The following is a 15,386-nucleotide window of genomic DNA, read 5'->3' on the forward strand; positions in this document are numbered from 1 at the left end:
ATTCCGCTGGATCAGGCCCTGGCAATAGCATCGAAGCGGCAGGCTTTGAAGCATGCGCCGCAGCGAATGCACCGCTGCTGATCGATCTGGTGAACCTTTTTGGACGAACCGGTAATGCACGCCGCCGGGCACTTGCGGGCGCAGGCGGTGCATCCCACGCACTTGTCAACCACCACGGTGTACCGCAGCAGGGCTGCACATCGTCCCGCCGCGCAGTGCCGCTGGTGGATGTGTGCTTCGTACTCGTGGCGGAAATACTTGAGCGTGCTGAGCACCGGGTTGGGCGCCGCCCGCCCCAGGCCGCACAGCGAACTCTTGCGGATGAGCTTGCCCAACCGCTCGAGCTTTTCAAGGTCTTCGATCACGCCCTTGCCTTCAGTAATGCGCTCGACGATCTCAAGCATGCGCCGCGTGCCTTCGCGGCAGGGCGTGCATTTGCCGCACGATTCGTCTGCCGTGAAGCCCAGGAAAAACTTGGCGATGTCGACCATGCAGTCATCTTCGTCCATCACGATCATGCCGCCCGATCCCATGATCGAACCGAGCTTGCCCAGGGTGTCGAAGTCGACCGGCGTGTCGAGGAACTGTGCCGGAATACATCCGCCGGCGGGGCCGCCGGTCTGGATGGCCTTGAGCTTCTTGCCGCCGGGCACGCCGCCGCCGACATCAAAGACGATCTGCCGCAGCGAGGTTCCCATCGGCACTTCGACCAGTCCGGTGTGGCTGACCTTGCCGGCCAGCGCGAAGACTTTCGTGCCGCCGCTGGCGGGCGTGCCCAGGGAGGCAAACCACTGCGGCCCGTACAGGAACACCACCGGCACGTTGGTGAACGTCTCGACGTTGTTGATGACGGTGGGCTTGCCCCACAGGCCTGCTTCGCTGGGGAAGGGCGGGCGCACTCGCGGCTGGCCGCGCAGGCCTTCGATCGAGTGGATCAGGGCTGTCTCCTCGCCGCAGACGAACGCCCCGGCGCCCAGCCGAATCTCCAGGTCCAGGTCGTACCCGCTGCCGAGGATGTTCTTGCCCAGCAGCCCGTTCTTGCGGCACAGCTCGATGGCGTTCTCCAGGCGGCGGATGGCCATGGGGTATTCGGCCCGCACGTACAGGAAGCCTCGGTGGGCGCCGATGGCAAAACCGCCGATGATCATGCCCTCGATCACGCTGAAGGGATCGCCTTCAAGCATGCTGCGGTCCATGAACGCGCCCGGGTCGCCTTCGTCGGCATTGCAGATGATGTAGCGAGTGGTCTCAGGGCTCCTGGACGCGTTGGCCCACTTGGTGCCTGTGGGGAAACCCGCTCCGCCGCGCCCACGAAGCTTCGCCTGGGAAACCTGCTCGATCGCCCACTGCGGATCGTTCCGCCCGAGCACTGCGGCGGCGGCCTCGAAACCCTTGACCGCCACGTATTCGTAAAGGTCTTCCGGGTCGATCAGGCCGCTGTTGCGCAGGGCGATGCGGCTCTGGCGATGGAAGAACGCCACGTCTCCGTAGAGTGCGAAAAACCGCTGGCTGATGGGCTGGTCGTGAACGACCAACTCCTGCACAACCTGCCCGCCGACAACCTGCTGGCGGATCACGCGCTCCAGGTCTGCCTCGCTGGCCAGACGGTAAATTGCCTGCCAGGGCCGCACCATCATGTGAACGGCGTTTCCCTCATGGTTCGCCGGGCACAGGCCAAAACAGTTGGCATGGACGATGCAGTAGTCTTGCTCGCTGACGCCGGCGGTCTTGAGCTTGGCGGCAAGCAGTTCCGGCAGGTCGGGCAGGACCTTGCGTCCGCAGCGGGCGCCGGAGCAGAAGAGGAACTCGAACTTCCGCAGCCCCGCGGTCTCGACGTCCAGAACTTCCTCCGTCAGCGGCTTGCCTGCCATGACGTGCTGAGTGAAGATGCGGTGGACTATCTCGCGATTCACCCGCTCGTACTTCACCGGAGCTTGGCCGGCCACCAGCAGCGAGACGATCGGCTCGCAACTGCATCGACCGGTGCAGCCGGTTCGGCGCAGGCGGATGTCCGAGCGTCCGGAGGCCTCAATGTGCTTGCGGAACTCGTCAAAGACTTCGTTGGCCCCGGCGGCGTCCTCGCAGGTGGCCGAGCCAACCTGGATTCGGATGAGGTTGCCACTATCGCGCTGGGCGAGAATCCTGCGGGACTCCTCCACCAGGGCTTGATAGTGTATTGAAACCGACTGCTTAGGCATGGACGTCAGGCGCTCCTTTATCGCATCTCCGGTGTGTCTCGCCGAGCCGCTGAGGGGCTCGGCGATCGAGTGGATCATATAGATAACCTACGAACATGCAGATGTCAACCTGATAGTGTGAAAACTTTCACAGAGTGAAACATTTCACAGGCAGCCCCATGGCGACGGGGCAGTGGCTGTCGCCACTTAGCTTAAGTGACCACAGACTTATGATTTACGATCGGTTTATCGGTATGTCCCTGCTCCTGGTTCCCTCTGCCATGGCGGCCGTTGTCCAGCCGCCATGTCGTCCAAGACATGGCGGGTGAGAAACGCCCGCCATGGCACCAGGCTGCCGGTTCCCTTGTTCCCGGCTCCCGTCTACTTCTTCAGCGACTGCGGGCCCACTTTGCGCTGCAGGCCGATGCCCTTCTGGTCGATGGGCACGAAGCCCATCTTCAGGGCGGGGGAGGTCTTCTTCAGGCGGAAGTCGCCCTTCTCCAGATCGACGAACTCGGGGTCGGCCGCGACGGAGTGGCTCTCGATGCCGTACTGGCGTTCCTCGTCCAGCAGGCGCTGGCCCCACTTGGCGTCGGCGGCGTTGAAGTAGAGGTTATAGTCTGCCCGCGTATCGCGCAGCCACACGTTCATGCGGTAGTAGGTCATGCCCTGGCCGATGGCCTTGTCTTTGCGAGACACGGCGTAGTAGATGTTCCGTTCGACCAGCGACCAGTTGATCGGGGCGCACTCCAGCGAGAGCATGCCGCGCATTGGCGGCTGCACGGGCACGGCCATGATGTTGTTGACGACGTCGTTGACGCCCTTGATGGCGATGAAGCTGGCCAGCCCTCCGATGCGCCAGAGGATGTTGCCTTCGATGAGCGTGGCGTGCTGGTCGTCGTCGCAGCGGATGCCCTCGGCCATGTGGATGCTTTCGCAGTGGTGGAGGAAGTTGTTTCGCACCACGTTTCCGCCGCCGGCGCCGGAGATGTAGATGCAGTTGCCGTCCTCGAGTACTTCCATCACGTCGCGGATCTCGTTGCGTTCGATCTGGTTTCGGCGCGAGTGCATGAGCGGCTCGCGGTTGTGCCAGGTGTGCGGCTTGTCGCCCAGAAGAGCGGCGACTTCCTTAGTTCGCACGCTGCGCGAGCACTCGGCGACGCCGTTGGGGTCGGGGCAGATTCGCCCGCTGGCGACGATTCCGGTGTAAGGCATGTTGTGGATGAGGTTGTTGGCGATGACGTTCTCGCCGCTCTGCCAGGCGAAGATGCCGCTGCTGTGCCAGTACGTCTCGCCCACGTGGTGAATGTGATTGTTCACGACGGCGTTGCGCTTGTTGACGTCCTTGGTTCCCAGGCCGTAGCCCGCCAGCAGCACCCCCGCGCCGCCGACGTGCTCAATGACGCAGTCGGTCACCCGGTTGTCCATGCAGTGCAGGTCGAGGCGCACGGCGGTTCCGCCGGAGGCGGTAAAGCGGCAGGCCTCGACGGCGCATTTCTCCACCCCGCGAAACCGCAGCATCGCCGAGGGGGCGTCGTACATTTCCCAGTCATGCTGCAGACCCCAACCGACGTGGTCCTTCGTCCAGGTGAACCGCTCACCGTGGGCGAAGGTGAGCCCGCGCAGGACGATCCCGCGCACGGGCGTGTCCTGCGGCGCGTCGACATCGATCTTGCCTTCGACGCGAACCAACTCCGTCAGACACGGAGCAAAGATGTTCTCAAGGTCTACGCGAGGCTCGGCTTTGGACTTGTCGTTTGGCGTTAGTTTCCCCGATTCCGCCCAGAGATAGACCTTCCTCGCCTTGGAGTCGACGACCCACGTCCGGGGTTTGTTCATGCCTTCAAAAACATTCTCGACGAAGACGCTCCCGCTCTGGAACTTTCCGAAGCGGGGTTTGGTCAGCGCATAGGTGCTCATGAACGCGGTGCGCACGATGTTCTTCTGGGTGTCGATCGACTCGACGGGCAGCACGTTCATCGTCCACGGGGCCGCCGGGACGATCGAGAACTCGACGTCGGCAATGTTCGCCCAGTTCTTCATCGCCCCGGGCGGGAAGGGCATCTGCGTGCGGGCGTCGGCCGTCTCGCCGGTCCATCCCGTCGACTCCACCGGCGGCGTGAAGCCTTCGCAGCGGGCACGCGGCAGGCGGGTCAGGCCGCAGAACAGCGTGTGGAACGTCCCCAGCCCCTGCGGCAGGTCGGCCTGGTACACCTTGCCGCGGGCCTTGGCGGGAAGGCCGGGCAAGTCGCCCTCGACCTTGCGCCATCCTGCGATGCGCACGCCGGCAGAGAGCACCGGCTCCTGCCCCGGAACGGCTGAGTAGACCACGCGCCCGCCGGCGGCGGAGTCTTCCAGACCAAAGACGACCGTCTGGCGAATCGGATACGTTCCGCCGGCGATCCAGACGGTGATGTCGCCTTTAGCGGGCTTCTTGAGCTTTCGCACGGCGTCGCGGGCGGCCGCCAGCGTGGCCAGTGGTTTGCTTTTGGTTCCGGGATTGGAGTCGTTGCCTTGGGGTGAAACGAAAAGCTCGGTGGTCATGGGGTCCTCGGTGCTAGTTTGCGGGGTGGTGGGTCCACAGGTCGTCGCTGCGAAGGTCCAGGGCGGCAAGCAATCGCTCGGCGGGTACGCCCAGGGCGTGATCCCGAGGCCGCAGGCGGAACAGATCGCGATCAGACAGGCGCAGGCGGTCCAGCACCATCTCGATCGCAGAGAAATTCGTGTTGTAGGGATTGCCATGATGGTCGGTCCCTGCCGAGAGCGTGATCCCGCGGCTGCCCAGTTCAACCAGGTAGTCGAGGTACTGGTTGCGGAATGTTTCGCCGTGCGAGGGCGACAGGGCCCAGGGGCTGACCTCGACGGCCTTGCCGTTATCCAGGCAGGTGGCGGCGAACTCGTCGTGGTAATCCTCTGGAATGACGGAGAAGTCGTCCATCCACGGGCCCGGGACGAACGAGCCGTCGGGATAGTAGAAGTGATTATGCCACCACCACGGGTGGGCGATGATCCGCACCAGCGGGTGCTGCGCCAGGTACATGAGCTGGCGGTGGAAGAAGTCGATGATCGCCCGCGGCGTGGGCTCGATGCCCCGCGCCCAGTGTACGCCGCCGATGACGTACTCGATGCCCAGGATCGCCGCGTCGGCCTCGGTCAGGGCGATGGCCGGTTCGCTGACCGGTCCGTCCTGCCCGCGGCCGTAGATCGGCGGCTCGGCGTAGTTGCCCGCGTCGATCTGGTCGAGTTCCCAGCGTCGCATGCAGGTGACCTCGACGCCAAAATGCACGCGCGGCGAGGGATTGGCCGACAGGAACTCCAGGCGGCTGGCCGCCAGGTCCGGCAGGTTATAGCGGCTGTGCAGATGGTCGGAGATGCCCATATCGGCGACGCCCTGCGCGGCCGCGGCGGCGAGGATATCGGCGATGGGGGAGCCCATCTGGTGGCATTCGCAGGAATGTCGGGAGTGTACGTGCCAGTCGGTGGTAATTTTCATAATAGACAAAATCCGAGACGACAAAATCGAGATCCGAAACAAACAGACAAAGAAACAAGGAACAAATCAAGAAGAAAGAACCGTCAAGGCATGGGTACCTGTACCGCAGTCAGTTCCTCCTTTGTGGTTCGCTCCTTGTTTCGAATTTCGTATTTGTCGTTTCGGATTTGTTCTCTATTTGCCTCTGTGCTCGTAGTGATAACGCGTGATGACGGGCCCGGAAAGTCTCCAGAAGGCTTTGTAGTATTTGATGAGCCGCTCGCGCTGAATGGCCGGGTCGGAACTGGTCTGGCCGGGCTCGATCCCGCAAATGCGGGCCAGCGACTTGTGTACCTGTCGCACGACGACCGGCTCGGGGTCTTTCAGCGCGGTGATCAGGTCCGGAACGTGATCGCAATCCCAGGCCTCGCCGATGGCCTTGGCGGCGTCGGCGCGGGCCTCGGGGCTGGAGTCTTTTGCCAGCATGACCGCGGCCGGCCCCATTTCCTTGCCATTATGGACGAACCGCGTACGGCAGGGCGGTTGTCGCTGGCTCGCTCACGAAGCACCTGCAGGGCCAAGGGCGTCCGGACATTGGCCAGCGCTTTGACGGCGCGGCAAGAATCGAGCGTGTCGGCCGATTCGGCGACCTTCGCCAGACCCTCTACGTCATTGCGATCGGCCATGCGGGCGATTTCATCGTGACCGCCGCCCAGGCCAGTTCGAGAGATCCAGACCCCGCCGGCGACCAAAAGGACCAGTGCGATCCAGATCCAGGGTCTGCCAAACGCTCCGTGCATGCTCCAGTTCAATTCCAGCATCTTAAGGCAGCCAATACCGGGCTTCGGTGCCCGGGATCGTGGGATCGATCTCGGTAGGATTCATCATCTTGACGGTTCCGCTGCGCATCAGCACGTTGACGTTGCCGTTGTGGCGGGCGAAGCTGGGATTCGTGTCGGCCCAGTCTTCATCGTTGTTCTGGACGATCAGATGCTCGTAGTCAATCGCCATAATCTTGTCAGCGCCCAGCCCGGCCACGTCCACAAGGTGGGGATTGATGCCGTAGCTGATGGTCAGGCTGTTGGTGTCGCCGGGCGTTCCTTCGCCGCCCGTGCTGCCGGGGGTGCCGATCGACACCTTGGGATATCCTTCGCGATCCGGGGAGTTCCAGTTGGCGGTGGCAAACGCGGGGTTGGATGGGTCGCCGTAACCGTTGGGGATGACGACCACGTCGTCAGGCGTCAGATCGCCCTTCTTGACGAGATTGGGCTGGCCATACATCATCTCCGTGAAGATGCGCACGCCGATGGACGTGGTGCCGTCATCCTTGTGCGTGATCCACAAGCCCACGTTCTGACACGGCGACTCGCCCTGGGGGCCGAAGTACTTGTAACCGGCGCGTCCGCCCCACCACCACGTCTGGCCGGTGCTCTGGTCGACGCCGGTGTCATAGTAGCCGCCGGTATTCTTGAAGCTTTGCCACACTCCGGCGGGGTCCGAGTCCGGAGGGATGACGCCCGATTCGGCATAGATCCAGTTGCAGTAGGGATTGCTGCCAGGATCATAGTTGAACTTGAAGCACCATTGCGGGGCGTTAGCGCCATAGCCCGAAGCGCCGAAAGTATCCAGCAGCATGGTCAGCGGATTTCCATAACGGTCCTTGATGATGGCGCCGTTGTATTCGCCGGCAGGAACCGTCAGCAACGACTCCCGCTCTGGATCATTGATCTTTCGGGCAAAGTAGCTTGTACCGTCAAGGGGGATGTAGACGTCCCGAAACGCCGTCTTCCACAGCACAACCGGGTCGGTCAGCCACGGCGCCCAGCCCGGAATGCCGTTGGTGATCCGTTGTCGATAGTCCCGCAAGAAGGTTCGCATCGCCTCTTCGGCCAGCGACGTGCCGCCCGACGGCGGCGTACCGCCGGAGGTGACCACGACGTTAGCGGCGCTCTCGGGGCACAGCAGGATGCTCTTGGCGTTGTCGGCGTCTTTGAGAACGACCTTGTACCAGTCCTTGGGATCGGCCAGCGTTGCGGCCACGCTCCTGTCCATGTCACGCAATTGCAGCGAGGGGCACTGGCCGATGCGCATGAGATTGCTGCGGCAGACCGTCATGCGGGTGCGAGACAAGACTCCGCTCATGGTGGGAAACAGCAAAGTCACCAGAATGGCAAGAACCGCGACAACGACAAGCAACTCGGTGAGAGTCATTCCTCGATAGCGCAACTCAGCGGAGTTCATTTTCACCATGGCGAATGCTCTCCTGTCCGTCTCACGCCGGCCTGTCTTGACGATCTATTATATGAAATAGATCCAACGGGGCCCCTATTCTATTGCTTCTTGTCATCCCGGCCGAGGTAGTCGCCGTGGTAGCGTTTGAGGATGTCTCCGTAGACTTTCCAGCACCGGTCGTAGAATTTGACGGCCCTGGCACGGCGGGTGGCGAGGTCGGTGGCGGATTCGTATCCGGGTTCCATCCCGCAGATGCGGGCGGCCGAGCGCTGGGCCTGGCGGAAGACCTCTTCATTGGAGTCTTTTTCCATGGCCGTGATCAGCTCGGGCATGCGTTTGAAGTCCCAGCTCTCGCCGATCGCCCGCGCCGCGACGGCGCGGACATCGGCTGATTCGTCATTGAGAAGCTTGTCGGTCAGCAGGGTACCATACTTGCGAGGGGCGGCCCGGGCCACCGCCAGGACTGCGTGCTGGCGGATGACCTGGCGCGGGTCGGCGGTAGCGGAGACGATGGGGGCGACGGCTTCGTGTTTGCCCATCGCGCTCAGGGCCTTGATGGCCCGGCAGGCATCGGTTTCGTTGCCGGCGGCGATAACGCGTGCCAGTCCGCTGATGTCCTGCGCGCGGCGCATCTGCTCGATGTCGTCGCTCTCGCGTGACATGGAGAAAGCCGCGGCTACTGCCGCAATCACCAGCGCACTCACGATCCAGAACCACGGTCGTTTCAGCACTGCCGCATCCTTCATGCAAAACCGCGCCCCTGGTCAGGGACGCCAATACTGCGCTTCGTACAGGTTGGGGTCAATCTCCGTCGGCCACTTCGTCGCGACCGATCCGTCGCGATAGAGGACGTTGACTTTGCCGCTGTGGCGGGCAAAGGCCGGCTCGGGGGCGGTCCAATCCTCGTCGGTCGGCCGCACCACCAGGTGGTCATAGTCGATGGCCAGGATCTTCTGCTGGCCCAGCCCCGCCTGGTCGGTGATGGAGGGATTGATGCCGTAGCTGACCTTGAAGGACGTGGTGGATCCCGGGGGGGTGGTTCCGCCGGTGGCAGAGCCGATCGTCACCGTCGGAAGCGACTCGATCACCGCCGCGTTTGGCGCCCAGGCGTCGTTGTTGGGGTGCCCGAATTTTTCGACCACCAGCACGTCGTCGACGCCAGGGGTGGTGGTGTTGGAATGGCGTACGATATTGGGGATCCCATGGTTGCGGTCGGAGGTGCTCCACATGCGGCGGATGCGCATGACGGTCGTGCCATCCTGTTCGTGGGTCACCCAGAAGGCTACGTCTTGTGCGGGATCGTCGCTGAAGCTCTTATACGTCGCCGATCCGCCCCAGAACGCGTAGATGCCCCAATAGGTGTCCATGTTCTGCTTGAGGCGGTATCCCGAGAACGTCGCGCGGACCATCGCCTCGTTCGAATCCGGAGGCACGGCGCCGGTGCCGGCATAGATCCAGTACGTGTAAGAATCGGCGCCGGGCGAATAGAGGAAGTTGTAGCAGTACTCCGGGCTCCAGGCCCAGTTGTTGGGAAGATCGTGCAGGAGCCTCTGGGGCGTGCCCTGAAAAGTGGGCGTGTTACCGGCCGGGGCGAACTGCGCCACGCTGGGATGGAGGTAGTCGTTGTTCCCGCTGGCGTCTTTGTGGTCCCGCATCACCATGTATTCCGTGTGCGATATCTTGCGGGCGAAGTAGCTCGTCCCGTCCAGCGGGAGATACAGGTAATTTGACGAGCACCCGAAGGCCGTAATCGCATCTTTGCCGTTGAAATTGCACGACATCCGCAGGCGATAGTCGGCCTTGAACGCCTGGAGCTTCTCCTCGGCCAGCGCGGGCCCTTCATGGCCGCCGGAGGTGGTTTCCGTCAGCACCGTTGCGCCTTCGGCGCATTGCAGGATGCTCTTGGCGTCATCGCTGTCTTTCAGGACCGCCTTGTACCAGTCGCCGGCCTCGGCAAAGGCGGGCCGGGCGGATTTGTCCATGTCGCGAGACTGCAGCGAAACGCTTTGCCCAATTCTTTTGAGATTGTTCTGACACATCAGCGCCCGCGTTTTGACCAGGAGGTTGCCTGTCGCGGGTACCAGAAGAGTGACCAGGATCGCCAGGATGGCGACCACAACCAGCAGTTCCGTCAGCGTCATCCCCCGAATTCCACAAGAGGTCCGTGTTTGTGTGCTAAGCATGGTGAATGCTCTCCTTTATTTCACACCGGGCATTCCCTTTGCACGTTTTATTATATTGGATATCTTCCCTATCGGAAATAGGTAATCCAATGATTAATCAAGAGGCGTCTGTCGTCCCAAAGCGCCGGCCAACGCACGTTTCCAGCAGACCATCGGCCAGGACTTGCCGATAAGTTTGGCTTGCGCCTTGGCTTTGGCAGTCAGAGCTTTGCGCGATCTGGCGTCGGCGGCTTTGCCTTCGATCAGGTCGGCGAACAACAGCAGCATCTTGGATAGGTGCGTCGCCAAGGGCGGCGTCCAGTGCTCGGCCGAGTAGTCCTCCAGCAACGCGCGGTGTGTGCGCACGGCGGCCAGGAACTCGTCGATGCGCCCCAGGCGCAGGGTGGTTTCGCAGAGCACGATGGCCTGAAACCGCATCGTCTGGTCGCCGCGCAGATGCTGCAGCACGTCGCGACTGGTGGCGTAGAGCTCTTCAAGGTCTTCTTTGACGCCTTTGGCCTTGCGGAGCGAACTGGAATAGTTGGCGATGGCCCACATCTCAATGCCGTCATGCTCGCGCCAGTCGCACATCCACCGGCGGATCTCGGCGGCCGCGGGAGGTTTGCTGCATGAGAGCATGTACCCGATCTTCTGCCATACCGGCGTCTGGTGGCGGCAGGAGTCTTTGTGGTCTCGCCAGTACTTCATTGCGGCAGGGCGCGAATGCGTGTCGTGCAGGACTTCGAGTACCTGGGCCTTGCAGGCGCCGTTGTCCCAGCCGCCGCGGTCGAGGCCTTCCAGCAGCATCAACAGCTTTCGTGCCGACGCCGACGGAGCCAGACCCAGCGCCTGCCTCAGCCGCAGCGCCAGCGGGGTAGGCACCTTCACCAAGGCCACAGCCGCGGTGAGCTTGACCATCGCCGCCCGCCGCACACGTCGGTTGGAGAGGACCCTGTCGAACAGCGCCTGGGCGGCCATCGGCGCGCGCCGATGTTTCTCGAAGGCCTCCCAGGCGGTCTGCTCTGGCCAGACCTCGTCCTCGCCCGGGGCCTGCCAGACCCGGCAGGCGGTATCCAGGGCCAGGTCCCACTGCCCCGCCTCGGCAAAGCACTGCACCTTGCGGGCCAGGAGGTACGTGGATTGCGGATAGAACCGCTCAATGGCGGTGATGACGCCCTGGGCGCGGTCCAACGACCCGCGCTTCAGGAGCTGGTCGAAACGCCAGATGTGAACCGCCTCGTGGCGCGGGAAATCCTGCAGAAGCTGGTCCCACTGCGAGTCGAGTTCGTCCGACGTCACACCTGCGGCCTCCAGCAGCAACAGGCGCCGCGCGGCCAGGCGCGGGTCTTCCATGATGACGGGGTGGACGCTGTGGAGAATTTCGCGGGCGCGTGTCCAGCTCTGCTGGTTCTCCATCCAGTCCATCAACTGTTCCCAGGCCCACTTGTGGGTGGGCCACTGGGCGACAACCTGGGCCATTTCGTCGATGGCCTGCTGGGGTTTCTCCTGCACCCAGGTGATCCATGCCAGTCGCGCGGCGATGGCCGCGGGCGGTCCATCGAGTTGGCGCTGCTCGGCGATGAGTTGGCGGGCTTGGTCGCAGCGGCGCGTCTGTGCCAGCAGCGTCGCAAGGCGGTCGGCGGCATCGAACAGCGCGGCGTTGTATTCGAGGGCCTTGTTCAGGGCGTTTTCGGCCTCGACCAGGTCGTTGTTGACCTCGCAGCGCAGCAGCGCGTCGCCCAGAAGGTACCAGAAGTACGCGCCGTTTTCCATCAGGGCGGTGGCCTGGCGTGCCAGGTCGAGGGCCTGGTGGTGGTGCTGGAGTTCGAGGGCGAAGTCGATCGCGCGGCGGCGCAGCTCAACGCTCAGGGGCGTTTTGGCCAAGCCGTCGATGCACGTCTGCAGGGCCTGGTCGTACTGCTGGGCGTTCCACTGCATGTCCGCCAGGTAGCCCCAGGCATCCTGGGCGTCGGGGCGGAGTCGCACGCTCTGGCGGAGGATGTCGAAGGCCTCGTCCCGCTGCCCGCGGCGCTCCAGGACGCTGGCCAGGTTCGCCCGGGCCGCCAGGTTCACCGGCTGGCGGCGGATGATCTCGCGCAGGACGGCGATCTCCTTGTCTTCCTGCAGCAGGCTGCGATAGGCGTCGGCCAGCGAGAAGCGCAGGTCGAAGTGGTTGGGGAAGCGGCGGATGGCTTCTTCGAGCACCTCGACGGCCCGCGCCGCATCGCTGCGCCCGCGACCGTAGGTCAACCACAGGTCCACTTGCGCCTCGATGACTTCCGGATCGGAGGCGTCGCGGCTGAGCCATTCCTCCACGCACTGCTGGGCCTGCTGGCAACCGAATTGTTCGGCCAGGCGGAACGCCAGAATGCGCGCATGGTGCAGCGGACCGATGGTCCGCAGAATCTGCTGGCACAACCGCGCTCGGATGCGCTCGACGACGTCGGGCGCCAGGTGGTCGACGCACATCCAGATTCGGTCGTAGCAGTACCCGTTGCCCGGGTCGGTCGTGACGGCCTGGAGCAGCATCTCGGCGGCCGGGGCATGCAGCCCCCGCGCCTGCGCGGCCTGGGCGGTGAGAATCATGGTCGTCGCGTCGTGAGCGGCCAGCCCCTGCACCCGCCGCACGATGGCGTCAACCTCGTCGAACAGCGCCGCCGCGGCAGCGCCTTTGCGCTGGGAGGCCTCGTTGAGCAGGCTGTAGCCCAGTTCGCGCCAGGCCCAGGCGTCCAGGGGGTTGCGCTGGACGCGCCGGCGCAGCACCTGGGTGTACGCCTCGTCCTGAAAATCCGCCCGGAGCTGTTCGAGATAGATCTGCTCGAACATCTCGTGGTTCTGTCGCTGCCCGAGCCATTGGGCCGCCAACTCCACGCACGCCTTGCGCCCGTGTGCCACGGCGTACTGGCGCAGGTACGCCGTGCGCGCCTGGGCGTTCTCGCTCTCCTCGGTCATCCACTGCCCGCTCAGTTCCAGGGCCTGCTCCCATTGGCCGCTGGCCTCGTGCAGATACACCGCCGCCGAAAGGTACAGCCCGCGGTGTCCCGCGCGGGAGGCACATTCCAAAGCCGCCCACGCCCGGTCCCAGTCGCCCATGCGCACCCAGAACTCGGCGGCGAAGGAATGAACCTCGCCGCCGGCGTCGCTGTGCTGCTGCGCTGCGAGCATGGCCGCGATCGCCTCGTCGGCCCGACCATAGTCCTCCAGCGCCATCACCCACGTGCGCCAGGCCCATCCGCCCCGGACCAGCCCCCCGAGGCGCTGGCAGCGGCGGTGCAGCCACTCCAGGGCCTCGCTTTCGCGACCCGCCAGGCGCAGGGCGTCGGCGTAGCTGCGGGCGTAATGGTCGTGCTCGTATTCCAGGCACGCCGCCAGGCGGAAGGGCAGCAGGCTTTGGTCGGCCTGGTTCTGCCAGATGCAGATGTCGCCCAGCACGTGATACGCCCCCGCCGCTGCCGGTTCGTAGCGAACCGCCTTGAGCAGCAGCCGCCGGGCGCGGGCGAACCCTTCGCTGGTGACGCCGAGATAGTCGGCATAGCGGGTGATGATGGCCGCCGGGACATAGCGCCAGAACTGGCGGTCGCCGACGGCGGCGACGCGTCCGCGGTCGACGATCTGTCCCAACGTCGCCAGCACCCGCGCCGTGTCGCGGGTGCCCTCCAGGCTGCCCAGAAACTCCTCCTGCACCGCCGCGCTGTGCGGATAGCGTTCAAGCAGACGCTGCTGGATCTCGATGGCGGCAAAGCGCTCGCCGATGCGGTCGAGGTACATCGCGTGGAGGCGCTGGACCAGCGGCTCGTCGTCTCTCTGGGCCAATAGCGACTCGACGAGCCCGGCGGCCGACCGCGCCCCGCGCGTCTCCAGGAGTTTGGTGAACTCGATCATTCCCTCCATGGCGCGGCATTGGTCGGGGTCGATCACCTCCAGCCGCGCCGCCTGGTCCTGCGGGACCATCGCCACCCCCTGCGGACCAAAGGGCGCCTCTTCACTATGCACGTGCTCCAGCAGCACGCGCGACCATCCGCTCGAGGACGGGTCGTGGATGATCAGCACGCCGGCGGCTTCGTCCAGCCCCACCACCGCCGTAGCGTGGGCCGATCCCATCCGCCGCGTCGAGAGCAGAAACGGGATGCCCGCCCGGATCAGCGCCGAGGCCCGCTCGGGCGTCACGGCGAACGCCCGCGTGGCCCAGCCGTTGGCTTTAAGCCAGTCCACCGCCCGCCAGATGGCCGTTCCACCGTAGGTCAGCGCCTCGGCCAGGGCGTCCTGGTCTACCTGGCGTGCGAAGACCCCTGCCGCCGCGGCAATGCTGGTGGGAAGGCACGTGTTGTGTTTCTGCAGCAGCGGGCGATAGGGCAGCAGGATCAACCGCCCGTCGGGATTCTTCTGCAGATTCTCGTGCGCGAGGCGATAGAACGGGTGGCGGGCCTGCTGGGAATACCGACTCAGACGCCCGCGGTCGCCCGTGGTCATCGCCACGTCGGCTCGCATGTAAGCCAGTTGGGCCTTGGTCTGGCGATCAGCCAGCGGGGTCAGGCGCGTTTCGATGTCTTCCAGTATCGCCCAGGCGTCGGCCGCCAGGCTCTCACGCGCCGAACCGCTCTCGCGCTCGGCCAGGTCTGCCAGGTACGCCACCGTCACCTGGGCGGTTTCGTACGATTGCCCGCCCCGGGCGGCTTCGAGCAGCCGCTCATGCACCAGTTCCTCCAGCCGCCCCAGACGTGTCAGGATCAAACCCAGCACCTGGGCGGTGGCGGGCATGGCCGGACGGCTCTGCCAGGACCGGTCGGCGAAATCCAGCGCCTCGTGCCAGCGGTCCTGGTGGAACAGCACCCAGGCGCGGCAGCAGAGCACCCAGGCGTCGATGGGGGCTGTCCGCTCCGAGGCCGCCAGCAATTCGTGCGCGCGGTCGAAGTCTCGCAGCAGGCTCCACGAGACCGCCATGTTCGCCAGCCAACTGGCTTCGAGATCCGCATCGGCGCCTTCAAGGCGCGGATGGTCCTCGAACTGCTGCAGATCGGCGAAGAAATTGTGCCCGCCCCTGGTGTCCGAACCGACGTAATACCGCACCAGCGGATGTGTCGCGTCGTGCGAGCGGGCCAACCGCAACAACCACCGCCGCAGGCGCTGACCGCCCAGGCGCCCCCCCAGCTTGGCCGCGTGTACAAGCTGCTCGACCGTCATACGGTCCGTCACGTCAGACCGCGACCACCATGAACGCGTCAACTCATAAGCGTCCAGGTACCGCACCTGGTCGTACAGTCGCAGAACCTGCGGCAGATCTACGTCCGGCCCCGGCATACGATGCGCCTTGATTATGAACAGACAGCCCGATCGTCTCGCCGC

At 64.4% G+C, this 15,386-nt stretch carries 8 protein-coding genes; all 8 read right to left on the reverse strand.

The window, feature by feature from the left end; all coding sequences use genetic code 11:
- Window positions 1–11 precede the first annotated feature (11 nt).
- A complete protein-coding gene (locus ABFD92_11370; protein MEN6505133.1) occupies window positions 12–2,198 on the reverse strand; it encodes an NADH-quinone oxidoreductase subunit NuoF in 2,187 nt (728 codons plus the stop codon).
- 360 nt (window positions 2,199–2,558) lie between these two features.
- A complete protein-coding gene (locus ABFD92_11375; protein ID MEN6505134.1) occupies window positions 2,559–4,721 on the reverse strand; it encodes a right-handed parallel beta-helix repeat-containing protein in 2,163 nt (720 codons plus the stop codon).
- 13 nt (window positions 4,722–4,734) lie between these two features.
- On the reverse strand, window positions 4,735–5,670 hold the full coding sequence (locus ABFD92_11380; protein ID MEN6505135.1) for a hypothetical protein: 936 nt from the start codon (window positions 5,668–5,670) through the stop codon (window positions 4,735–4,737).
- A 174-nt stretch (window positions 5,671–5,844) separates the two neighbouring features.
- Window positions 5,845–6,135, reverse strand: a complete 291-nt coding sequence (locus ABFD92_11385) for a HEAT repeat domain-containing protein (protein ID MEN6505136.1) — start codon at window positions 6,133–6,135, stop codon at window positions 5,845–5,847.
- A 336-nt stretch (window positions 6,136–6,471) separates the two neighbouring features.
- The gene (locus ABFD92_11390; GenBank protein ID MEN6505137.1) at window positions 6,472–7,779 is read right to left on the reverse strand and encodes a hypothetical protein; all 1,308 of its coding nucleotides are present in this window, start codon (window positions 7,777–7,779) and stop codon (window positions 6,472–6,474) included.
- Window positions 7,780–7,979: 200 nt separating this feature from the next.
- Window positions 7,980–8,612 (reverse strand): HEAT repeat domain-containing protein, encoded by a 633-nt coding sequence (locus ABFD92_11395; GenBank protein MEN6505138.1) that lies wholly within the window; start codon window positions 8,610–8,612, stop codon window positions 7,980–7,982.
- A gap of 33 nt (window positions 8,613–8,645) precedes the next feature.
- Window positions 8,646–10,022, reverse strand: a complete 1,377-nt coding sequence (locus ABFD92_11400; GenBank protein MEN6505139.1) for a prepilin-type N-terminal cleavage/methylation domain-containing protein — start codon at window positions 10,020–10,022, stop codon at window positions 8,646–8,648.
- A gap of 135 nt (window positions 10,023–10,157) precedes the next feature.
- Window positions 10,158–15,341 carry a tetratricopeptide repeat protein gene (locus ABFD92_11405; GenBank protein MEN6505140.1) on the reverse strand — a complete coding sequence of 1,728 codons (5,184 nt, stop codon included), beginning with the start codon at window positions 15,339–15,341 and terminating at the stop codon, window positions 10,158–10,160.
- Between the last annotated feature and the right edge of the window lie 45 nt (window positions 15,342–15,386).

It is taken from the genome of Planctomycetaceae bacterium (assembly GCA_039680605.1).
In the GTDB taxonomy this organism is placed as follows: Bacteria; Planctomycetota; Phycisphaerae; order SM23-33; family SM23-33; genus JAJFUU01.

Bases quoted from the DNA above. Each gene is read 5' to 3' on its own strand.
- ABFD92_11370 (MEN6505133.1), bottom strand. From the start codon at position 2,198: ATGCCTAAGCAGTCGGTTTCAATACACTATCAAGCCCTGGTGGAGGAG.
- ABFD92_11375 (MEN6505134.1), bottom strand. From the start codon at position 4,721: ATGACCACCGAGCTTTTCGTTTCACCCCAAGGCAACGACTCCAATCCC.
- ABFD92_11380 (MEN6505135.1), bottom strand. From the start codon at position 5,670: ATGAAAATTACCACCGACTGGCACGTACACTCCCGACATTCCTGCGAA.
- ABFD92_11385 (MEN6505136.1), bottom strand. From the start codon at position 6,135: ATGCTGGCAAAAGACTCCAGCCCCGAGGCCCGCGCCGACGCCGCCAAG.
- ABFD92_11400 (MEN6505139.1), bottom strand. From the start codon at position 10,022: ATGACGCTGACGGAACTGCTGGTTGTGGTCGCCATCCTGGCGATCCTG.
- ABFD92_11405 (MEN6505140.1), bottom strand. From the start codon at position 15,341: ATGCCGGGGCCGGACGTAGATCTGCCGCAGGTTCTGCGACTGTACGAC.